The organism is Caulobacter sp. FG121, from assembly GCF_057809815.1.
Window position 1 is genome coordinate 1 of record NZ_JBMDKR010000012.1, and the last position, 20,520, is coordinate 20,520.

Below are 20,520 nucleotides of genomic sequence, written 5' to 3' on the forward strand. Positions count from 1 at the left end.
GTGGAGTGCTCTAAAAGCTCTTGTCCGAGACTCCAGAAGCTCTTGTCGCGCTTCACTGGCGATCGGAGCGTGGTTCCCGCCCAGACCACATCGAGACTAGGTTTACTTTCCTAAATCGCCGGATTATTTTCCTCGCATCATGCGCCCGTCCCACACCCAGATCTGGCACGCCATCGACCTGCTGGCCGCGCGGTTCGACATGACCGCATCGGCCCTGGCCAGACTGGCGGGACTGGATCCGACGAGTTTCAACCGCTCCAAGCGCGTGTCGAACGACGCCGAGGCCCGGCCCCGCTGGCCTTCGACGGAAAGCCTGTCCAAGGTGCTGGAGGCGACCGGCGTCTCGTTCGCCGAGTTCGCCGCCCTGGCCGAAGGCGGCGGCGCGGCGGCGGCGCGCGGCGTGCCGCTGCTCGGCTTCGCCCAGGCGGGCGATGACGGCTTCTTCGACGACGCAGGCTTCCCTGTCGGACAGGGGTGGGACGAGATCGATTTTCCCGGGCTCGCCCGCGACGGCGTCTACGCGCTGGAAATCAGCGGCGACTCGATGGCGCCGGTCTACCGGGAAGGCGACCGCATCGTGGTCGACCCGGCCGGCGCGGAACCCCGCCGGGGCGACCGGGTGGTGGTCAAGACGACGGCCGGCGAGGTGCTGGCCAAGGAAGTGGCGCGGATTTCGGCCCGGTCGATCGAGCTGAAATCCCTCAATCCCGACTATCCGGGCCGGACGCTGGAGCGGAAAGACGTCGCCTGGATTGCCCGCATCCTCTGGGCCAGCCAGTAACGACGAAGGGCCGGCCCCCGAAGGAACCGGCCCCGATCGTCCGGGAACAGCCCGGACCTAGTAGCCGTAGGCCGTGCGCTGATAGCCTGTGGGCAGGACGTAGGCGCTGGCGACATAGCCGACGCCGACACCATTGCGCCCGACCAGGACCCAGCGACCGCCGTTGGTCGTAGCCAGGGCCTGGAAGCGCTCGCCCGGCTGCAGCATGCCGACGGAACGCGCCCTGGTGGTCGGGGCGGCCCGCAGGTTCACCCGGGTGCTGGCGGCGAACTGGCCGCCGGCGCGCTCGAAACGGGCGGGCTGGACGTAGCCGGCGAGGGTGCGGCCGCCCGACTGGTAAGTCCCCTGGGCGTAGGCTTCCTTCACCTGGGCGTTGCAGCCGATGTAGGAGCCAGCGGCCGCGCCGACACCGACGCCGACGGCCGTGCCGAGACCGCGCTCATTGCTGGAAACCTTCGACCCGATCAGGCCGCCGACGAGCGCGCCGATGATGGCGCCCTTTTCCTGCTTCTGGCCGCTGGCGGCGCAGTTGGTCACGCCATTGGGCGCGGCGTTGGCGGCCACCGGCGCGGCGCCCAGGGCGGCGGCGACGGACAGGGCCAGGGCGGCCGTGGTGATCCTGGCGTTCAGGGTGTTGGTCATAGCAGGTCTCCTCGAAACTCAGCGGGCGTCGCCCGTCTGTGAGGAGGAGAATGCCCCGGCCAGCCTGAACAGGATCGGGGCCGGGCTGTTATGTTCCGTTCAGGCGGCGAGAAGCTTGCCGGCGAGGCCGTCCTCGATCAGCTGGATGGTCTTGTCGAGACCGAAGATGGCCGCGAACGAGCCGAAGCGCGGGCCCTGCGTCTGACCCAGCAGCACCTCGTACAGCCCCTGGAACCACAGGCGGAGCGGGTCGAACCCGTGCGCCTTGCCGGCCTCGTAGACCTCGAACTGGATCTGCTCGGCGTCCATGCAGCCGGCCGGCAGGGCGCGGAAGCGGGCCAGCAGGTCCTCCATCGCCGCGCGCTCCTGGTCGGTGGCCGCGCGGAAGGCCTTCGTCGGGGCGACGAAGTCTTCGTAGTAGTTCATCGCATAGCTGACGAGCCGGTCGAGCAGCGGCTCGCTCTGCGGCGTCGCCCCCGGGATGTAGCGGGTCAGGAAGCCCCACAGCACGTCGCGGTCCGAGGCGTTGCCGGCCGAGACCAGGTTCAGCATCAGCGAGAACGACACCGGCGATCCCGTTTCCGGCGGCTTGCCCATGTGGACGTGCCAGGCCGGGTTGTTGAGATCGGGCGCGTTGCCACCCTCTTCCCGCTTGCGGTTGAAGGCGTCCAACTGCTGAAGGTACTCGTCCGTCGCCTTGGGGATGACGTCGAAATAGAGCTTCTTCGCCGACTTGGGCGACTGGAACATGTAGTAGGCGAGGCTCTCGGGCGCGCCGTAGCGCAGCCACTCCTCCATGGTCAGGCCGTTGCCCTTGGTCTTGGAGATCTTGTGGTTGTGCTCGTCCATGAAGAGTTCGTAGTTGAACCCTTCGGGCGGCACGCCGCCCAGCACCTTGCAGACCTGGTTTGAGAGCCGGACGCTGTCGACGAGGTCCTTGCCGCTCATTTCGTAGTCGACGCCCAGCGCCGTCCAGCGCATGGCCCAGTCGGGTCGCCACTGCATTTTCACGCCGCCGCCGGTGACCGGGACCTCGGTCAGCTCGCCGTCCTCGTCGCGGAACACGATCGTGCCGCGGTCGACATGACGTTCGAGCGTGGGCGCCTGAAGCACCTTGCCGGTCTTCGGGCTGATCGGCAGGAAGGGCGAATAGGTCGCCCGCCGCTCCTCACCCAGCGAGGGCAGCATGACCTTCTGGATCGCGTCGAACCGCGCCAGCGCCGTCAGCAGGGTCTGGTCGAACCGGCCGCCGCGATAGCAGTCGGTCGAGGACACGAACTCGTACTCGAAGCCGAAGCTGTCGAGGAAGGCGCGCAGGCGGGCGTTGTTGTGATGGCCGAAGCTCTCGTGCTCGCCGAACGGGTCGCGGACGACGGTCAGGGGCTTGTCGAGGTCGAGCGCCAGCAGCTCGCCGTTCGGCACGTTCGGCGGAACCTTGCGCAGCCCGTCCATATCGTCGCTGAAGCTGATCAGGCGGGTGGGCAGGGCGTCGTCGGTCAGGGCGCGGAAAGCCATCCGCACCATGGTGGTGCGGGCCACCTCGCCGAAGGTGCCCATGTGCGGCAGGCCGGACGGACCGTAGCCGGTCTCCAGCACCACCGGCCGCTGCAGCGCCTCGAACGTCTTGAACGCCTCGTCGGCCTTGCCGTTGGCGATCAGGGTCGCGGCGAGATCGCGCTCACCATCGTCGAGTCGCACGCGAAGCACGCGGGCCAGCAGGTTGCGCGCCTGCTCGAACGGCCACGCCTTGGCGTCGCGGGCGGTATGGGAAAGGCCTTCAAACATGGTCCCGGGTTGTAGGGATTGAGCGGGCGGGGTCAAGGAACGGGGAAAAAAGTCCCGCGCCGCCTCGGAAATGCTCGCCCCGCGAGGCCCGCTTATCGCGCGTGCATTTTCTTCCGCAACGGTCCAGACTCGCGTTCGTCGAACCTGGGGAGGACAACGACATGGAACTGCCGATCACTTCCGCGCTCGCGGGCGCCGCTGCGGTCTTTCTGGTGCTGCTCAGCCTGCCGGTCGCTCTGCACCGCCGCGCCACCAAACTGAGCGCCGGAGACGGTGGTGATGAGGCCTTCAACCGGAAAATCCGCGCCCAGGCCAACTTCATCGAATATGTGCCGCTGGCGATCATCGCCATCGGCCTGGTGGAAATGAACGGCGGCTCGCAGCCGATGGTCTGCGGTCTGGCCGCTGCCCTCGCCGCGGCGCGCGTGCTGCATGCCGCCGGACTCTGGAGCGGCGTGCTGATCGGCCGGGCGCTGGGCGCGATGCTGACCTTCGCCGTCCTGCTCACGGCCGGCGCTCAGCTGATCATCGGCCAGCTGACCTAGTCGCGCAGCTACTGCGTGACGATGGCCCGCTTCATCGGCGCGAGTTTGGCCAGGAAGCGGTTCTGGACGGCGAACGGGATCCGCTCCTTGTCCATCGCCAGCTGCAGGTGTTCGACGGAGGCGTTCATTTCCGACCCGCCGACTCCGATGTCGTGGTGCGCCGAGAGCATGTCCCGTCCGGTGTAGCGACAGGGGCCGCCGAGCAGGTAGCAGAACTGCTCGGACAGCACCCGCTGCAGCCGCACCCGGTCGAACGGCTTGAAGATCGGCGCCGTGCGCGGATCGCTGAACGCATGGTCCAGGAAGGTCGAGACGATGCGATTGACCCCGTCCTGGCCGTGGAACGCCTTGAACATGGCGTCGTCGGCGAAGGGTTGGGCGCCCGCGTTGGTGTCGGCGACGGTGTAGGGATCGCGCGGCTCCTCGCCCGGCATGGCCCAGGCGTCCTGGGCCAGCGCCGGCCGGCCGGCGAACAGGATCGCAACCACGGCCGCGCTGAACAGAAGTGACGTCCTGGTCATCAGAACCCCGCCTGCAGGGAGATGTAGAGGCCGCGCTGGTCGCGGAAGGTGGCGATGTCGCCCAGATCGACCCAGGCGGCGGTGACGGAGAGGTTCTTGTTCACGGCCCAGGCCGCGAACAGGTCGACCCAGTCGTCCTCCTTCGCGAAGGCCAGATTCGACGGCTTGGAGCGGTACTCCGCCCCCAGGGCCAGGCGTTTGGTGGCCAGCCATGCCACCGAGCCCTCGAACCGGGCGCTGTAATCACCGCCGTTCGGGCCGCCGAAGCCGAGCAGGCCGGTCTGGTTGGCCTTCGTCATCCGCACCGTGCCGTTGAGCAGCAGGCTGCGGTCGAGCAGCAGCTTGGTCGCGGCGACGTAGTAGTCCGTGCCCGTGTCGTCCTCGCCCCCGACGGCAGCGATGATCGCGCCGCGGTCGTTGCGCTTGTACTGGGCGCCAACGGCGATCTGCGGCAACAGGCGGTCCTGGTCGTAGATGGCGTCGCCGACGACCACGACCTTCACGCCCCAGATGTCCTGGTTGAAGGTGTAACCCTTGCCCAGACCCAGCGCGACGCCGGCCTCCTGGGTGTCAAAGGTCTGGTGGGCGTAGGACAGCTCGACCCGGTCATGGAGCCCGACGGCCGCTCCCCAGGTGCGCAGCTCGAAGTCAGGGAGGGTGACCAGGGTCCCGTGGACGTTGCCGCCGATCTCCCCTTCGGCGCCATAGCCGGTGGTCGTGGCCCAGGTGGACAGGCCGCCGCCGCCCGATCCCTCGACCGTGCTGACGCCGCCGGTCAGCAACAGCTTGCCGCCGGTCTCGAACGCCTCGGCCGCGGCCGGCGCGGCGGTCGCCAGCACCAGGAGCGTCGCCGCAACAACAGGTTTCATGCCTCACCCCCCAAGCGTGAAGAGACGCGGACCGCGTCGTGATCGATCGGTGAACGACAAGGGTTAACGGGAAATTGGCAGGAAACACTGCCGGTTGAGCGAGGAAAAAAGACCACTCCCCAACCTGGGGATTCGAGGTCCGGTACGGTTTACCCAAGCTTCATGCGCAGCCGTCAGTTTGGGACCATGCGACTGCTTCTGCTCATCTTTTCGGTCCTGCTAACTCCGATCCCGGCCCTGGCCGGCGATCTGGTGATGACGATCCGCGACAGCGCCGGAAGGCCCGTGCCGAATGCCGTCGTCATGGTGCGGCCGGTGTCAGGCGTCCCCGCCGGCCCGATTCGCTTCCCATGGGCCTACGCCGTCGCGCAGCAGGACATCCAGTTCGCCCCGTTCGTTCTGGTCGTGCCCGTCGGGGCGACCGTCGGCTTTCCCAACCGGGACAAGGTCCGACACCACGTCTATTCCTTCTCCGCCGGCAACAGGTTCGAGCTGAAGCTGTTCGGCAAGGACGAGAGCCGCAGCGTGGTATTCAAAGCGGTCGGCGTGGCCGCCATCGGCTGCAACATTCACGACCAGATGGTCGGCTTCATCCGCGTGGTCGACACACCCTGGGCGGTCCGGACCGGGGCGGACGGCGTCGCCACCCTTCGCGGCATACCCGCCGGCGGCGCCGCGGTGACGATCTGGCACCCCTACCTGCGCGCGCCAAAGGGCGAGGTGGTCCGCAAGTCGGTGTTCGGCGCTGCCGGGGTGGTGTCCGAAACGGTCGCCATCGACCTGCGCATGCCGACCATGCCCGGCATGGCGGGGATGACCCACTAGCCATGTTCACCAGCCTCCGTTCCCGCCTGACCGTCCTCTACGCCGGCCTCTTCGGCGTGGCGCTGCTGGTCACCGCGATCGCCGTCTACGCCTCGGTCAGCGCCAACGCGCGCGTGCAGGTCGAGCGGCAACTGGCCTCCGGCGGGGCGGTGTTTGACCGGGTCTGGGCCCTCAAGGCCAGCCAGCTCAACGACAGCGCCACGGTGCTTTCCCGCGATTTCGGCTTCCGCGCGGCGGTCGCCACCAACGATGCGCCGACCGTCGAATCTGCGCTGGAGAATCTGCGGGGCCGACTGAAGATCGACCGGGCCCTTCTGGTCGGGGTCGACGGAACCGTCACCGGCGCGAGCGGCCTGACGGACGAGGCCGCCGGCGATCTCTGGTACGCCCTCGATGGCGGCGCGACGTCGGGCGTTCTGACGATCGCCGGAAAACCCTATCAGGCGGTCGCCGCTCCGGTCCTTTCGCCGCAACTGACCGGCTGGGTGATCTTCGCCGAGCGGCTGGACCAGCCGGAACTGACCGCGCTGGAAAAGCTGTCGTCCATTCCGCTGAACGCCGCCGTGTTGATCCATGAAGGCAAGGCCGGCTGGGGCGGGCCGGGGGCCGCCGTCCGCGACCGGGCTCCGCTTTCGGCGCTGGTCGACAGCGCCCTGACCACCCACTCGACACGACCGCACGTCTTCAGGGGGCCGTCGGGCCAGGCCGTCGCGCTGGTCAAACCGCTGGCGACCTTCGGCAAGGAACGGGCCGTGCTGGTGCTGCGCTACCCGCTGGCGCTGGCGCTCGCCCCCTATCGCAGCCTTATGCTGGTGCTGGCGCTGACGGGCCTTGCCGGTATGGCCGTGCTGGCCGCCGGCAGCTGGTTGCTGGCCCGGTCGATCACCAGGCCCGTGTCCGCCCTGGACGCGGCAGCCCATCGCCTTCAGCACGGCGAGGACGCCAGCGTCGAGATCCAGACCGCCGATGAAATCGGTCGTCTGGCCGCGAGCTTCAACGCCATGGCCGCGGGGATTCGGGACCGCGAAGGCCGCATCACGCGGATGGCGCTGACCGACCAGGAAACCGACCTGCCGAACCGGTTGGCGCTGGAACAGGCGCTAGCGGGGACTGCTGACGCGGACCTGTGGGTCGCCGTGATGGCCGTTGACCGCTTCCCGCAGGTCCGCGCCGCGGTCGGCTACCAGCTGGCCGGAGACATTCTGCGCGAACTGGGGGCGCGCGCCGTGGCGTTGAGACCCGGCACGATCTGCGCCCGGATTTCGAGCGAACGGCTGGCGTTGCTGTTCTCGGCGTCCGACAGCGACACGGCGATCCGCGATTTCGGGGCCCTCCTGGAGAGCCTTGCGCAGCCGGTCCAGGCCGGCGGCGTGACCATCGATATCGGCCTCACGGGTGGTCTCGCCCCGGTGGTGGACACGCACCCCGCCCCGCCGGTCGAGCGCGCCAGCTCGGCGCTCGACCAGGCCCGGGCCGGCCAGCGGCGGAGCGCGGTGTTCGACGCTGCCGCCTACGGCGACCCCGCTTCGAAACTGTCGCTGATGAGCGAGATGCTCGATGCGCTCGAGGACGGCTCGATCAGCCTGCACTACCAGCCCAAGCACGATATCCGGGCCGGCGCCGTCACCGCCGCGGAAGCCCTGATCCGCTGGACCCATCCCGAACGCGGCTTCGTCCGACCGGACCTGTTCGTGGAACTGGCCGAGGAGACGGGTCACATCCGGGCCATGACCCGCTGGACGCTGAAGCGGGCGATCCTTGACCAGGCCGCGTTGCGGGCCGCCGGCCGCGACCTGGTGATCTCGGTGAACCTCTCAGGCCGTCTCGTGGCGGATCCTGAATTCGCCGACGAGATCATCGACATGGTCTCGGGCGCTGACTGTCGTCTTTGCCTGGAAATCACCGAGACGGCGGTCATCGGTAACCCGACCCTGGCGCTGCAGATCATCGACCGCTACCGCGCGGCCGGCCTTTCGGTGTCGATCGACGACTACGGCTCCGGCCTGTCGTCGCTGGCCTATCTCAAACAGATTCACGCCGACGAGCTGAAGATCGACAAGGCCTTCGTGCTGAGCCTCGGCGCCAGCGCCCGCGACGCCCTGCTGGTCAAGTCGACCATAGACCTCGCCCACAGCCTGGGTCTGAAGATCGTCGCCGAAGGCGTGGAGACCGCGGAAGCCCTGGCGATCCTGTCGGCCATGGGCTGCGACCTGGCCCAGGGCTATTTCATCGCCCGCCCGATGCCGCTCGGCCAGCTTCAGGCCTTCCTGGCCGAACAGGCCCCGCCGGCCCGGAGCCGGAGCCGCCGCCGGGCCTAGGCCGGCGCGGAGCCCGGATCCACGACCTCCATCTCGTCGCCAGGGCGATGCAGCACGGCCGCAGCGCCGAGGTCGCCGGTGACGTTGCCGATGGTCCGGAAGATGTCCGGCACGACCTCGACCGCCAGCAGGATCGGCAGCAGGTCGATCGGCACGCCCAGCGCCAGGCAGATCGGCGCCACGCTGGCGAAGAACGAGATCTGGCCCGGCAGTCCCACCGAGCCGACGCTGATGGCGAACGACACGGCGATCGCCGCCAGCATCTGCGGAAGGCCCGGATGGATGCCATAGATGTGGGCCACGAAGTAGCAGACCGCCAGATTGGCCACCGGGCTGGTCAGGCGGAACACCGCCACCGCCAGCGGCAGGACCAGGCCGCTGACCCGCGGGGGAATGCGCAGGTCGTCCTGCGCCCGCTCCAGCATCGCCGGCAGACAGGCGAGCGAGGACTGGGTGCTGAAGGCCAGCACCTGCACCGGCGCCACGGCCCGGGCGAAGGCGCCCAGCGACACCGACCGGCTGAAGGCCACGGCGATGTAGGGGACGATGGCGATGCCGGCTGTGACCAGGGAGACGACCGCGACGTACTGCGCCAAAGCCCCGGCGGCCCCGAGTCCGGCGCGCAGCCCTACCCCGAGCGACAGGGCGAAGACGCCGAGCGGCGCGGCCCACAACACCCAGCGCACGATGATGATCATCGTCTCCGCCACAGCGCTGAAGACGGTGATCAGGGCGACCTTGCGGTCGACCGGCAGGCGAGTAGCCGCGAAGCCGAAGAACACGCCGAACACCACCAGCGGCAGGATGGCGTCCTCGGCGGCGGCCTTGATCGGGTTGGAAGGCGCGATGGACTTGAGCCAGTCGGCCAGTCCCGGGGCGACCACCTTGGCGAGATCAGCGCCGCCGGCGCCCGCCCGCAGGGCCGCCGCCCCGGCCGGGTCGACCGGCCACAACGCCAGCAGTCCCTGGGTGGCGAAGGTGCTGTAGACAGCGGCGATCACCAGCAGGATGGAGAACAGCGCGATGGCCCGGGCCGCGAGCCGGCCTGTCGCCGCCGCGTCCGCGACCGACGCGATGCCGGTGACCAGCAGGCAGAACACCAACGGCACGATGGTCATGCGCAACAGGTTGAGCCACAGCCCACCGATCGCTTCCACGGCGCCGGCGGCGCCGGTCAGGGTCGCGTTTCCAAGCGCGTTGCAGGCGGCTCCAGCGACGAGGCCAAGCACCAGTGCGATCAGGACGCGCCCGGCCAGGGATCTGAACATCGCGATTCTCCGACAGCGGCCCTGCCTGATCCTAGATCAGGGATCGGGGTTTGGAAGAGCGCGCGACCGGATTGCGGTCCGGGCCACGTCAGCCCTAGTCTCGTCCCATGCAAACACCGCCCGTCCTGCCCCGCCCGGCCCTGCTCGACGCGCTCGTCACCGGCCGGACCATCGACCTCGAAAAAGCCGACCTGCTGAAACACGGCCTCGACCTGTGGCGCGCCATCGGATCGAAGGAGGACCTGTGGCCCGGTATCCCGTCGGGTCCCTTCAGCGACCAGGGCGCCTTCTTCGACTGGCTGGCCGACCGGGTCGACCGACCGGAGCAACGGGCCTTCGCGATCATCGACAAGACCGACGGGGCGCGCGAGGCCGCCGGGCTGTTCTTCCTGCTGCAGGTCAAGCCGGACATGGGGACGACCGAGATCGGCCTGGTCTACGGACCTTCCCTGAGCCGCACGATCGCCGGCACAGAGGCGGTCTACCGCCTCGCCGACTATGTGCTGGGCGCGAACGGCTATCGCCGGCTCGAATGGCGCTGTGGTCCGGACAATCCCGCCTCGATGCGGGCCGCCTCGCGCTATGGCTTCACTTACGAAGGCACGCTGCGCCAGACCTACTGGCTGAAGGGCCGCAACTGGGACACCCGGGTCTACGCCATCCTCGACAGCGAATGGCCGGCGATCGCGGCGCGGTTCAGGGCCTGGCTGGCGCCGGAGAACTTTGATGAAGCTGGCCGCCAGAAGCAGGCGCTCGGCGAGATCAGTTGAAGGCGGCGAACAGCGCGGCCACCTCCTCCCAGTGACCCAGGACACGCTGCGCGCCCGCCGCGGCGAGTCGGTCGGCGGAGGCGTCGTCCATATGGCCGCCACCGGAAAAGCCCCAGACGGTCATTCCCGCCGCCCGCGCCGAGGTCACGCCGTTGACGCTGTCCTCGATCGCAAGGCACCGCTCCGGCGCGACGCCGAGCGCCGAGGCGGCATGAAGGAAGATGTCGGGAAACGGCTTGGCGCGGGCCACAAGGTCGGCGGAGTAGACATGGGGGTCGAAGGCAGGGAGCAGTCCGGTCAGCCTGAGGTTTTCCCGGAGGTGGGCCGCGCCCGATGAACTGGCCACGGCCTTTGGCAGGGTCAGCCTCGACACCGCGGCGGCGCAGCCCTCGACTTCGGTCAGGCGGCCTGCGGAAGCGGCCCAGCGCGGGGCCCGGGCATGGCGCAGAGCATCCTCCGGCAGCGGCCGGCCGGTGCGCTCACGGCAGTCGGCATCGAGCGCCGCGTGATAGGCCGCGTCGTTCAGACCCATGAAGCGATGCAGATAGTCGGCCGGTGCGTAGACCAGCCCGCAGTCGGCCAGAAGATCGATTTCGATCTCGAGGCTTAGGATCTCGGAGTCGATCAGGACTCCGTCACAGTCGAAGATCACGGCGCCGGGCGATTGCATGCCTGCGCATAACAAAAGGGCCTCCCGGATCGGAAGGCCTTTGTCAGTCAACTCTGGTTGCGGTCTGTGATCCGCTGTGTTCCGCCGGGCCGGTTACAGGGGAGGAGTCAGGCCCGGCGGAACGGCGCGGCGGCGATCACAGGCTGACGACGCTGACGTTGACGGCGGCGATGATGAGGAACAGCGGCAGGGCGGCGAGCGCGAGGCTGGCGACGTTGCTGAAGTTGTGCGTGGCTTTGGTCATGTCTTTATCCCCTTGGGTCTGGTTGGCCGCGGAAGTCCGCGTCCGGTGTTCAGGGGTATAGGCAAGTGTTCGTGGCAACACCCGTTAAGTGTGCGTCATGACTTCGATTTAAGCTTGTGACGGCCCTGTAAGATAATTACGCCGCCGTAATGATCTCAAATCCCCCTCAGGACTTGGATTCCGTCGGTGTCACCAGGAAGTGCCCGCGCAGGGCCGCGATCGGGGCGGCGCGCTGGTCCTGCCAGGCCTCGACGTGGACGTTGGCGATGCGCCGGCCGACCTTCTTGATCTCGGCCCGGGCGTAGGTCGTCAAAGGCCGGCCCGAGCGGAGGTATTCGATCGAGACGTCAATGACACGCGGCTGGCGGGCCTGGCCTTCCTTGACCAGCAGCTGGGCAAGCGCCGTCATTTCCATGAAGGCGCCCAGCACGCCGCCATGGATCGCAGGCAGGGTCGGGTTGCCGATCAGGTGCTGGCCGAACGGCAGGATGGCGGTCATCTCGTCGCCGGCCAGCTCGATGCGCAGACCAAGAAAGCGGGCGTACGGGATGCGCGCCAGCATGGCGTCGACGGATTCAGCGGGATCGCTCATTTGGCCTTCCCGCTCTTGAGGTTGGCGCCGAAGCCGCGGCCGCCGCTGGAATCCAGCATGAAGGCCGCCTGGGCCGCCGCGACCGGGTCGGCGGGATCGACGTCATAGGCCACCGCCCGGACGAAGGCGACCGAGCGGGTCACCTTGTAGCAGTGGGCCCTGGCGAAGATGTCCTTCCCGGGCTCGGCGGGGCGCATGTAATCGATCCGCAGGTCGAGCGTGGCGATGGTCTTGAACTCGGTCAGGCCCGTATGCACCGCCTGGCCGCAGGCGTGGTCCAGCAGGGCCGTCACGACGCCGCCGGCGATCACGCCGGTGTCGGGGTCGCCAATCAGCTTCTCATCATAGGGCACCCGCAGGGTCGCGCCGTCGGCGTCGAGCGAGACGGTCTCCATCTTCAGGGCGATCGCGTGCGGGCTGCCCTGGTTCATGGCGTTGACGAAGGTGCGCATGGCGTCGAGGTGATCACTCATGGATCCGGTTTAGACGCCGCGACGCCCCTTATCCAGATGCTCCGGGGCAGGGTCGGCTCCACCAGACTCCGGAAAGTCCGGGAACGGTGCAAATCCGATGTCGATCCCGGGAAAAGCCACCTGTGGCGGCGTTGCACCGCGCCTTGCGCAACACCGCCGATTCCACATTCCGGGTAACGACGTTCTGTTGTCGTGCGGCTTCAGGGGAATAGGGTTACCGGCGAGTTGGGGTGGCGTAGCCGACACGTTCGGCGCGTCTGATTGACAGGCAGTTTCAGCACCGATCCACCGCGGATCCGTCTTCCGGGTCAGGGGTGCTCGTCTGTCTGGAGCGTCGAAAGGACGAGGCGTCGACCGACGCCGCACAAGCATGAGGATACCAATGAAGAGAATGTTTTTTGCCTCCACGGCCTTGATCCTGGCGTCGGCTCCGTTCGCGGCGCACGCCCAGGACTGGACGGTCGACGGGTCTTTTGGCGCCTCGCTGGGCACGACCAGCAACGTGCTGGCCTCCGCCACGGCCGAACAAAGCGACACGGTCTATGGCGCCACCGGCAAGGCCACCGCGACGACCAAGAGCGACGGCGGCAGCTTCTCGCTGTTCGGCAGCTTCGACCTGACGCACTATGCCGATACGTCCGATGAAAACGTCAACGACTACGCGTTTGGCGCAAACGGTGACATCAAGTTCGACGGCGGCAAGGTCTTCGCCGGCGCCAGCCACGCCCTCACCACCGAAGACCGCCGCAAGGTCACGTCCCGCCGCGACACCAAAAGCCCGACCGAGAGCGCCGTTGACAGCTTCGACGCCGGTTTCGAAACGACCATCGGCGGCATGGGCTTCTCCGCCCGCGCCGACTATGTGACCCGTGACTTCGAGGACGCGCGCCGTCGCATCACCAACGCGGTCGTCGATCAGGATTTCCGCGACCGCGGCACCTGGACCGAAACCCTTCGCCTGACCGGCTCGCCCGAGGCGGATGTGTCCTGGTTCGCCCAGGTCGCCTTCACGCAGATCGACTACGATCTGAAACCGCCGGCCGCGTTGCACAACCGCGATTCCGACGGCTACACGGCCAGCGTCGGCGTCACCTACAACATGACCGACAGCCTTACCGGCGAAATCAGCGTCGGCTGGGCAGGACGTTCGTTCGATGAGCCGGCCTTCGACGACTATTCGGATATCGTCGTCGACGCCAGCCTGACCTGGACGCCGCAAAGTGAAACCACGGTCAAGCTGAGCGCCGCCCGCGGCTTCGAGGAAACGACAGTCGCCTTCTCGCCGGGCTACACGGCCACGGCCGTCGGCGTGAGGGTCGTCCACAGCTACTCGCCCGACTTCAAGGTCGGGGCCTATGTCGAAGAGGAGTGGGACGACCACGAGAACCGCGACCGCAAGGACACCACCGGTTCCGCCGGCGTCTCCGCGGCGTGGAGGGTCGCTCCGAACGCCGAAATCCAGGCGGCCTACGACTTCTCGACCCAGGACTCCTCGGGCATCCACCAGATCCCGGGTTATGACGACGGCCGCTTCACCGTCGGCTTCAAGGTCGGCTTCTAGTCCGGCTTCCAGGGATCGCCCTCCAGGGCGATCCCGAAATCATCGCCGGGCGCGGGGGCGCCACCCCGCAGACCGCGCCCGGCGATGGATTTCTTCTTTGACGCGCCAGGGCTGGCGCGCCCTTCCGCCTCGTGATTTGCTCGCCTCTCCGGGCCGCGACATTGCGCGGCGATGCTGATCGGCCGGTCATGAGCAGGAAGGCGCCTCGCAACTACCGCACGCTCAGCGCCGGCGAGATCGTCAAGACCGTCAACCGGCTAGCCGACCGTATCACGGAACGGTTTCCGGACTCCGGACTGGCCGGCGCGGCCGCCCAGCTTGTCGACATCTCAGGCGACACGGCTCGCCGGGCGCACGCCCTGTCCCGCCCCTACCTGCTCCTGCGGACGCTGGTCCTGCTGGTCGCCGTCGGCGGCGTATCCCTGCTGACGCTGATCTTCAAGACCGTCGACTGGACCGGCATCCTTGGCCGGACGAATGATCTGGCCCTGACCCAGACCCTCGAGTCGACCGTCAACCTGATCATCCTGATGGCGGCCGGCCTGTGGTTCCTGCTGACGCTGGAGGAGCGGTGGAAACGCGCCCGCACCCAGACGGCCCTGCATGAGCTGCGGTCCTTCGCCCATGTCGTCGACATGCATCAGCTGACCAAGGACCCTACGGTTCTGCTGGGCGGCGGCGGCGCGACGCCGTCCTCGCCCGAGCGGCGGATGAGCCGGTTCGAGCTGACGCGCTATCTGGAGTACTGCGCCGAAATGCTCGCCCTGACCGGCAAGCTGTCAGCGCTCTATGCCGGCGAAAGCCACGACCATGTCGTGATCGCCGCCGCCAGCGATGTGGAGAACCTCTGCACCGACCTGGGACGCAAGATTTGGCAGAAGATCACCATCCTGGGCGAACTGGCCGAGCATTGACGGCGGAGCCGTCCGCCGCCGCGGGTGTCAGCCGTTGAAGCCCTTCACAGCGTCGATGATCTGCGTCTGCGTGGCCTCATCCATGTAGGGGTGCATCGGCAGGGCCAGGACCTTTTCGGCCAGGGCCTCGGTGACCGGCAGGCCGCCGGCGCCCTGCGGGAAGTGCGCATAGGGCTCCTGCACATGCATCGGCACGGGGTAGTAGACCGCCGTCGGCACACCCTGGGTCTTCAGGTGGGCGGCCAGGCCGTCGCGGTTCTCGTGTTCGATGACGTATTGGGCCCAGACCGACTGGCCGCCGTCGATGACCTTTGGGGTCGACAAGACCGAGCCCTTGAGGCCCTCGGCATAACGATCAGCCACGACCTGCCGCATCGCGATTTCGTCGGCGAAGATGGCCAGCTTCTCGATCAGAATCGCGGCCTGGATCGAGTCGAGGCGCGAGTTCATGCCGATGCGGGCATTCAGGTATTTCGGGTCGTGGTCAAAGACCCGGCCATTCAGATCCTGGGCGACCGCCTTGCCGTGCACCCGGTAGCTGTCCATCAGGTCCCAGAGGGCCTTGTCCTTCAGCAGCACCGCGCCGCCATCGCCGTAACAGCCGAGCGGCTTGGCCGGAAAGAAGCTGGTGGTGGCCACATCGGCCCAGTGGATCGGGTGGCGCCCGTTCAGGGTGCAGCCAAAGCCCTGGGCGCTGTCGCTGATCAGTTTCAGGCCGTGACGGTCGCAGATGGTGCGCAGCGCCGGATAGTCGGCCGGCTGGCCGAACAGGTCGACGGCGATGACCACGGCGGGCTTGAGCTTGCCCTCGGCCTTGATGGATTCGATGGCGGCTTCGAGCTTGACCGGGTCGAGGTTGAAGGTGTCGGGCAGAACGTCGACGAACACCGGCGTCGCCTCGACCCACGGTACGACTTCCGGCGTCGCGGTGAAGGTGAAGGATGGGCAGAAGACCGCGTCGCCCTTGCCGATGCCCCAGGCCATCAGCGGCAGAGCGATGGCGTCCGTCCCATTGGCGCAGCTGAGCGACAGCGGCGCGTCGCCGAAGGCGGCAAGCTCGGCTTCAAACTGACGGACCTCGGGGCCCATGACATAGCCGCCGTGGTCGAGGACTTTTGCGATGGCGGCGTCGAGGCGGCCGCGAATGCGCCGCTGCTGGGCGGCGAGGTCGATGAAGGCGATGCTCATGGGCGGCTCATAGCGCTGGGCGGGCCCCGATTCGACACAAACCCTGTAACCGGTTGTTGCGTCCTGTCCGCCCGGCCGATCAGCCTGCCAGCGCCTGGGAGAGATCGGCCAGCAGGTCATCGCAATCCTCGATGCCCACCGAAAGCCGGATCAGGGTGTCGGAGATGCCGATCGCCGCCCGCTGTTCGGGCGGGATTGAAGCGTGGGTCATGATCGCAGGATGCTCGATCAGGCTTTCCACCCCGCCAAGGGACTCGGCCAGGGTGAACAGCTGCGTCCGTTCGAGCACGCGCCTGGCGCGGGCCAGATCGCCGGCGATCTCCACCGAGATGATGCCGCCGAAGCCGTTCATCTGACGCTTCGCCAGCGCGTGCTGGGGGTGGCTCTCCAGGCCGGGATAGATGACCCGGCTCACGTCGTCGCGGGCCTCCAGCCATCGTGCGATGCGCAGGGCGCTCTGGCAGTGACGCTCCATCCGCAGGGAAAGGGTCTTCAGGCCGCGAAGCGCAAGGAAGCTGTCGAACGGTCCGGACACAGCGCCGACGGCGTTCTGCAGGAACCGCATCTGCTCCTCGAGCGCCTGGTTCTCACCCACCGCCACGACACCGCCGACCATGTCGGAGTGGCCGTTGAGGTACTTGGTGGTCGAATGCAGCACCAGGTCGAAGCCGTGTTCAAGCGGCCGCTGCACGTAGGGGCTGGCGAAGGTGTTGTCGGCGACGCTGATCAGGCCGTGCGTCTTCGCGACAGCCGCGGCCGCGGCCAGATCGACAAGCCGCAGGGTCGGATTGGTCGGAGTCTCGACCCAGATCATCTTCGTCTCGGGACGGATGGCCGCTTCAATGGCGCCCGGATCGGTCATGTCGACGAAGCTGAAAGTCAGGCCGGCCGAGCGCGTCCGCACCCGCTGCATCAGCCGGTAGCTGCCGCCGTAGAGGTCGTCGGAGGCGATGACGTGCGCGCCGCTGTCGAGCAGCTCAAGGGTTGTCGACGCGGCGGCCAGACCCGAGGCGAAGGCGAAGGCCGCAACGCCGCTCTCAAGGTTCGCCACGCAACGTTCGAAGGCGAACCGGGTCGGGTTCTGGCTGCGGGCGTATTCAAAGCCCTTGTGCACGCCCGGGCTCTCCTGGGCGTAGGTTGAGGTGGCGTAGATCGGCACCATCACGGCGCCGGTCGTCGGGTCATGGGCCTGGCCGCCGTGGATCGTGCGGGTGGCGAAGGCGAGGCGGTTTTTTCCGTCTGTCATATCAGAGCCCGTCTTGGTCGGGCTTGTCCCGACCACCCATGAACGCGGGACTGGCCGGAAGAAGCGGTGTGCATGGGTCGTCGGAACGTGTCCGACGATGACGAAGATAGGGAGTGCTACGCCGTGCGTCGCAGGTGGTTGATAAGATCCACGCGGGTGATCAGGCCCACGAGCCTGTCCCCGTCCATCACCACCGCCACCTCGTCGCGATCGAACAGCGGCTTGAGCTCGTCCAGCGACTGATGAACCTGCAGGGTGTTGACGTCCCGGGTCATGGCGACGGCGACCTTGGCGCCGAACCGGTCGGCCCGGCCTTCGCGTCCGCCGACAGCGGCGAGCACGTCGCTCTCGTCGAGAATGCCGACCAGTTTGCCATGGTCCATCACCGGCAGCTGGCTGATGTCGGCGGCCCGCATGCGGTTGTAGGCCGTCAGCAGGCTGTCGTCTGGGCCCGTCGCGATCACGCCGCCCTCGGAGAAATCACGGGCAATCAGGTCGCGCAGGTCGCCGTACTTCGGCCGGTCCTCGAAGCCGTGGGCGGCGACCCACATGTCGTTGAACATCTTGGTCAGGTACTTGCCGCCGGTATCGCAAACCAGGCTGACAACCCGCTGCGGCGTTGTCTGTTCGCGGCAGTAGCGCAGGGCGGCGGCGAACAGCGTGCCTGACGAGGAGCCGGCGAGGATGCCCTCCTTTTCGAGCAACATCCGTGCGCTCTCGACGCTTTCGCGGTCGGAGATGGCATAGGCCTTGGAGACCAGATCCATCTGGGCGTTGTCCGGAATGAAGTCTTCGCCGATACCCTCGACGATCCAGCTGCCGGCTTCGCCGTAGGTTCCTGTGTTGACGTAGTCGTAGAGGATCGAGCCGACCGGATCGGCGAGGATCATTTTCGTCTTCGGCGAGTGGGCTTTGAAATAGCGGCCCAGCCCGGTCAATGTACCGCCCGAGCCGACGCCGACCACCACAGCGTCCAGGTCGCCGCCCATCTGGGTGAGGATTTCCGGGCCGGTGGTGGTTTCGTGGGCCAGCGGATTGGCCGGGTTCTCGAACTGGTTGACGAAGAAGCCGCCAGTCGACTGGGCGATCGTCTGCGCCATGTCCTGGTAATAATCCGGGTGCCCCTTGCCCACGTCCGAGCGGGTGATGCGCACATCCACGCCCATGGCCCTCAGATGCAGGATCTTTTCCCGCGCCATCTTGTCCGGGACCACGAGGATCAGCTTGTAGCCCTTGACGCTGGCGACCTGCGCCAGGCCAAGGCCGGTGTTGCCGGCCGTGGCCTCGACGATGGTTCCGCCGGGCCTGAGCCGGCCATCGGCCTCCGCGGCCTCGATCATCGCGCGCGCGATGCGGTCCTTGATCGAACCGCCGGGGTTCTGGTTTTCCAGCTTGAGGAATAGCCGGCACAGGCCGGTGTCGATGTGCGTCACCTCGACCATCGGCGTGTCGCCGATCAGGTCCAGGGCCGATTTCGCCATCGCGGGAAGGGTCATGAATCGCTGCCGTAAGGGAATGGATGACCCCGCCATAGCCCGGATCGGGGCATGACGAAAGCGCAAGGCGGGGCTAGCGCGAAACGCCCGTGCCCGTCAGGCGATCCAGCTCGGCGGCCACCAACGCCTCCAGGTCCTGGCCTTCGAAGAACACGCCGCGCACGCCGGCCCGGCGCGCGGCTTCCATGTCGGAGGGCTTGTCCCCGATCATGAAGGCGTCCGCCGGCGCGACCCCGAAGTCGGCCAGGGCCCGCAAAAGCATGCCGGGATTGGGCTTGCGATCGGGGTGATCGGCGACGCGGTATCGGTCCTCCGCGGCGTCCTCGTGATGCGGCGCGAAATAGATGGCATCGATCCGCGCGCCCTCAGCCGCCAGTTGCCGCAGCATCTCCCCATGAAAGGCTTCCATGTCGGCCTGGGTGTAGTAGCCACGGCCGATGCCCGACTGGTTTGTGGCGATGACCGCGACTGCTCCCGCGTCATTGATCCGCTTCACAGCGGCCTTCGCGCCCGGAACCCATTCCAGCCTGGAGGGGTCATAGGCGTAGCCATGGTCGACGTTCAGGACGCCATCGCGATCAAATATGACCATCACTGGCCGCTGCGCGTTCATGCCATTGGTATTATCTCAACTGCTCATCCCGGCGAAGGCCGGGACCCAGACTTTTTTCCTGACAGAGCGATGATGAACGCTAAAGCACCTGGGTCCCGGCCTTTGCCGGGCTGAGCGGAGACAACATTGGCCCCCGACAGCGTTATCGCCCTCAATAATCAACTCAAGCGCTGGCTGTTCGACCACGCCCTGCCGCTGTGGTGGGAGGTCGGGTTCGACCGCGACAAGGGCGGTTGCTTCGATAAGATCAGCCAGGACGGCAAGGCGGTCGAAGGTCCCCGCCGCGCCCGCGTGGCGGCCCGGCAAGCCTGGGTCTACGCCGAAGCCGGCAAGCTCGGCTGGACAGGCCCGTGGCGCGAGGCCCGCGACCATGCGCTGGAGGCGCTGACCACCACATTCGCCCGCGACGACGGCCTGTTCCGCATCCTGGCCGCGCCGGACGGCACGCCGCTGGACGAGACACCCAATCCCTACGAACAGGCCTTCGCCCTGCTGGCGTTAAGCGGCGCCGGCCGCGAACTGGAGGCGATCCGAACGCGCGAAGTGATGCTGGAAGCGATGGTCCGCGGCGACGGCGGCGTGTTCGACGACGACTGCCTGCGGGCCAACCCGATGATGCACCTGTTCGAGGCCGTTCAGGCCTGGGCGGCGGTTGGATCCGATCCTGGCTGGGCGCGTCTGGCGGAAGCCATCGCCGACAGCGCCCGCGACCGCATGATCGACCGTGGCGACGGCTTCCTCGGCGAGTTGTTCGATGGAGACTGGCGTCTGCTTCCCGAGGCCGACGTCGAGCCCGGCCACCAGTTCGAATGGGGCTGGTTGCTGCTGGCCCATGCCGGCGGCCACTGCCTGCAGGCGCAGCGCCTGATCGAGATCGGCGAAACCCGCGGCATCCAGCAGGGCGTGGCCATCTTCAGCCTCGACCAGCGGCTCTCACCCCGTGACCGCTCGGCCCGCCTGTGGTCACAGACCGAGCGGCTGCACGCCCACGCGGCCATCGGCAACTGGGACGGCGTGCTGAAGGGCGCGGCGGGCCTGCAGCGGTATCTGGACGTGCCGGTGCAGGGCCTGTGGCGCGACCGGCTGCTGCCGGACGGGACGCTTGTCGACGAGCCCGCGCCCGGCAGTTCGCTCTATCACATCATCAGCGCGGTCTCGGCGCTCGACGCCGCCTGCCGGAATTCAGGGTAGGCTGTCAG

General features: G+C 67.7%; 20 protein-coding genes. 8 read left to right on the forward strand and 12 right to left on the reverse strand.

Going from position 1 to position 20,520, the window contains the following annotated elements; translation table 11 throughout:
• The first annotated feature begins 139 nt into the window (after positions 1-139).
• Positions 140-781 carry a S24 family peptidase gene (locus ACODSL_RS19560; protein WP_488902415.1) on the forward strand — a complete coding sequence of 214 codons (642 nt, stop codon included), beginning with the start codon at positions 140-142 and terminating at the stop codon, positions 779-781.
• Positions 782-838: 57 nt separating this feature from the next.
• Here ACODSL_RS19560 and ACODSL_RS19565 read toward each other — a convergent pair whose 3' ends face one another.
• Together ACODSL_RS19565 and ACODSL_RS19570 are read right to left on the reverse strand one after the other, a co-directional pair.
• A complete protein-coding gene (locus tag ACODSL_RS19565) occupies positions 839-1,423 on the reverse strand; it encodes an SH3 domain-containing protein (protein WP_488902416.1) in 585 nt (194 codons plus the stop codon).
• Between the two features lie 99 nt (positions 1,424-1,522).
• Entirely contained in the window at positions 1,523-3,208 is a 1,686-nt protein-coding gene (locus ACODSL_RS19570; protein ID WP_488902417.1) for a lysine--tRNA ligase, read from the reverse strand.
• Between the two features lie 161 nt (positions 3,209-3,369).
• Here ACODSL_RS19570 and ACODSL_RS19575 point away from each other — a divergent pair, with 161 nt between their 5' ends.
• Positions 3,370-3,753 (forward strand): MAPEG family protein, encoded by a 384-nt coding sequence (locus ACODSL_RS19575; protein WP_488902418.1) that lies wholly within the window; start codon positions 3,370-3,372, stop codon positions 3,751-3,753.
• 8 nt (positions 3,754-3,761) lie between these two features.
• On the opposite strand, the gene ACODSL_RS19580 is transcribed toward ACODSL_RS19575, so the two are convergent.
• Together ACODSL_RS19580 and ACODSL_RS19585 are read right to left on the reverse strand one after the other, a co-directional pair.
• Positions 3,762-4,274, reverse strand: coding sequence for a group I truncated hemoglobin (locus tag ACODSL_RS19580; RefSeq protein WP_488902419.1), 513 nt, complete (start codon positions 4,272-4,274; stop codon positions 3,762-3,764).
• The gene (locus ACODSL_RS19585) at positions 4,274-5,143 is read right to left on the reverse strand and encodes a DUF3034 family protein (RefSeq protein ID WP_488902420.1); all 870 of its coding nucleotides are present in this window, start codon (positions 5,141-5,143) and stop codon (positions 4,274-4,276) included. Before ACODSL_RS19585 ends, ACODSL_RS19580 begins: the two co-directional genes overlap by 1 nt.
• A 186-nt stretch (positions 5,144-5,329) precedes the next feature.
• Between ACODSL_RS19585 and ACODSL_RS19590 the strand changes: the two genes are divergently transcribed.
• Positions 5,330-5,968: a cupredoxin domain-containing protein gene (locus tag ACODSL_RS19590; protein WP_488902421.1), complete on the forward strand. Its 639-nt coding sequence runs from the start codon at positions 5,330-5,332 to the stop codon at positions 5,966-5,968.
• 2 nt (positions 5,969-5,970) lie between these two features.
• Positions 5,971-8,286: a putative bifunctional diguanylate cyclase/phosphodiesterase gene (locus ACODSL_RS19595; protein ID WP_488902422.1), complete on the forward strand. Its 2,316-nt coding sequence runs from the start codon at positions 5,971-5,973 to the stop codon at positions 8,284-8,286.
• Here ACODSL_RS19595 and ACODSL_RS19600 read toward each other — a convergent pair.
• Positions 8,283-9,554: a dicarboxylate/amino acid:cation symporter gene (locus ACODSL_RS19600; protein WP_488902423.1), complete on the reverse strand. Its 1,272-nt coding sequence runs from the start codon at positions 9,552-9,554 to the stop codon at positions 8,283-8,285. The genes ACODSL_RS19595 and ACODSL_RS19600 overlap by 4 nt on opposite strands.
• Before the next feature lie 107 nt (positions 9,555-9,661).
• On the opposite strand from ACODSL_RS19600, the gene ACODSL_RS19605 reads away from it, so the two are divergent.
• Entirely contained in the window at positions 9,662-10,324 is a 663-nt protein-coding gene (locus tag ACODSL_RS19605) for a GNAT family N-acetyltransferase (protein WP_488902424.1), read from the forward strand.
• Here ACODSL_RS19605 and ACODSL_RS19610 read toward each other — a convergent pair.
• The 3 genes from ACODSL_RS19610 to ACODSL_RS19620 all read right to left on the reverse strand — a co-directional run bounded on the left by ACODSL_RS19610 (position 10,317) and on the right by ACODSL_RS19620 (position 12,303).
• Positions 10,317-10,994, reverse strand: a complete 678-nt coding sequence (locus ACODSL_RS19610; RefSeq protein WP_488902425.1) for an HAD family hydrolase — start codon at positions 10,992-10,994, stop codon at positions 10,317-10,319. The two genes, ACODSL_RS19605 and ACODSL_RS19610, sit on opposite strands and share 8 nt — an antisense overlap.
• Positions 10,995-11,404: 410 nt before the next feature.
• Positions 11,405-11,830, reverse strand: coding sequence for a PaaI family thioesterase (locus ACODSL_RS19615; RefSeq protein ID WP_488902426.1), 426 nt, complete (start codon positions 11,828-11,830; stop codon positions 11,405-11,407).
• Entirely contained in the window at positions 11,827-12,303 is a 477-nt protein-coding gene (locus ACODSL_RS19620) for a PaaI family thioesterase (RefSeq protein ID WP_488902427.1), read from the reverse strand. The genes ACODSL_RS19615 and ACODSL_RS19620 overlap by 4 nt, the downstream gene beginning before the upstream one ends.
• Before the next feature lie 382 nt (positions 12,304-12,685).
• On the opposite strand from ACODSL_RS19620, the gene ACODSL_RS19625 reads away from it, so the two are divergent.
• Both ACODSL_RS19625 and ACODSL_RS19630 read left to right on the forward strand, forming a co-directional pair.
• Positions 12,686-13,864, forward strand: a complete 1,179-nt coding sequence (locus ACODSL_RS19625) for an outer membrane beta-barrel protein (protein ID WP_488902428.1) — start codon at positions 12,686-12,688, stop codon at positions 13,862-13,864.
• Between the two features lie 188 nt (positions 13,865-14,052).
• Positions 14,053-14,778, forward strand: a complete 726-nt coding sequence (locus ACODSL_RS19630) for a hypothetical protein (RefSeq protein ID WP_488902429.1) — start codon at positions 14,053-14,055, stop codon at positions 14,776-14,778.
• A gap of 27 nt (positions 14,779-14,805) precedes the next feature.
• Here the strand turns inward: ACODSL_RS19630 and ACODSL_RS19635 are convergent, their stop codons facing one another.
• The 4 genes from ACODSL_RS19635 to ACODSL_RS19650 all read right to left on the reverse strand — a co-directional run bounded on the left by ACODSL_RS19635 (position 14,806) and on the right by ACODSL_RS19650 (position 19,321).
• Positions 14,806-15,966, reverse strand: a complete 1,161-nt coding sequence (locus ACODSL_RS19635; RefSeq protein WP_488902430.1) for a DegT/DnrJ/EryC1/StrS family aminotransferase — start codon at positions 15,964-15,966, stop codon at positions 14,806-14,808.
• 79 nt (positions 15,967-16,045) lie between these two features.
• The gene (locus tag ACODSL_RS19640) at positions 16,046-17,212 is read right to left on the reverse strand and encodes a trans-sulfuration enzyme family protein (protein ID WP_488902431.1); all 1,167 of its coding nucleotides are present in this window, start codon (positions 17,210-17,212) and stop codon (positions 16,046-16,048) included.
• Positions 17,213-17,328: 116 nt separating this feature from the next.
• Positions 17,329-18,708 carry a pyridoxal-phosphate dependent enzyme gene (locus tag ACODSL_RS19645; RefSeq protein WP_488902432.1) on the reverse strand — a complete coding sequence of 460 codons (1,380 nt, stop codon included), beginning with the start codon at positions 18,706-18,708 and terminating at the stop codon, positions 17,329-17,331.
• Positions 18,709-18,781: 73 nt separating this feature from the next.
• Positions 18,782-19,321, reverse strand: a complete 540-nt coding sequence (locus ACODSL_RS19650; protein ID WP_488902433.1) for a D-glycero-alpha-D-manno-heptose-1,7-bisphosphate 7-phosphatase — start codon at positions 19,319-19,321, stop codon at positions 18,782-18,784.
• 126 nt (positions 19,322-19,447) lie between these two features.
• Here ACODSL_RS19650 and ACODSL_RS19655 point away from each other — a divergent pair, with 126 nt between their 5' ends.
• Positions 19,448-20,512 carry an AGE family epimerase/isomerase gene (locus tag ACODSL_RS19655; RefSeq protein WP_488902434.1) on the forward strand — a complete coding sequence of 355 codons (1,065 nt, stop codon included), beginning with the start codon at positions 19,448-19,450 and terminating at the stop codon, positions 20,510-20,512.
• The last annotated feature ends 8 nt before the right edge of the window (positions 20,513-20,520 follow it).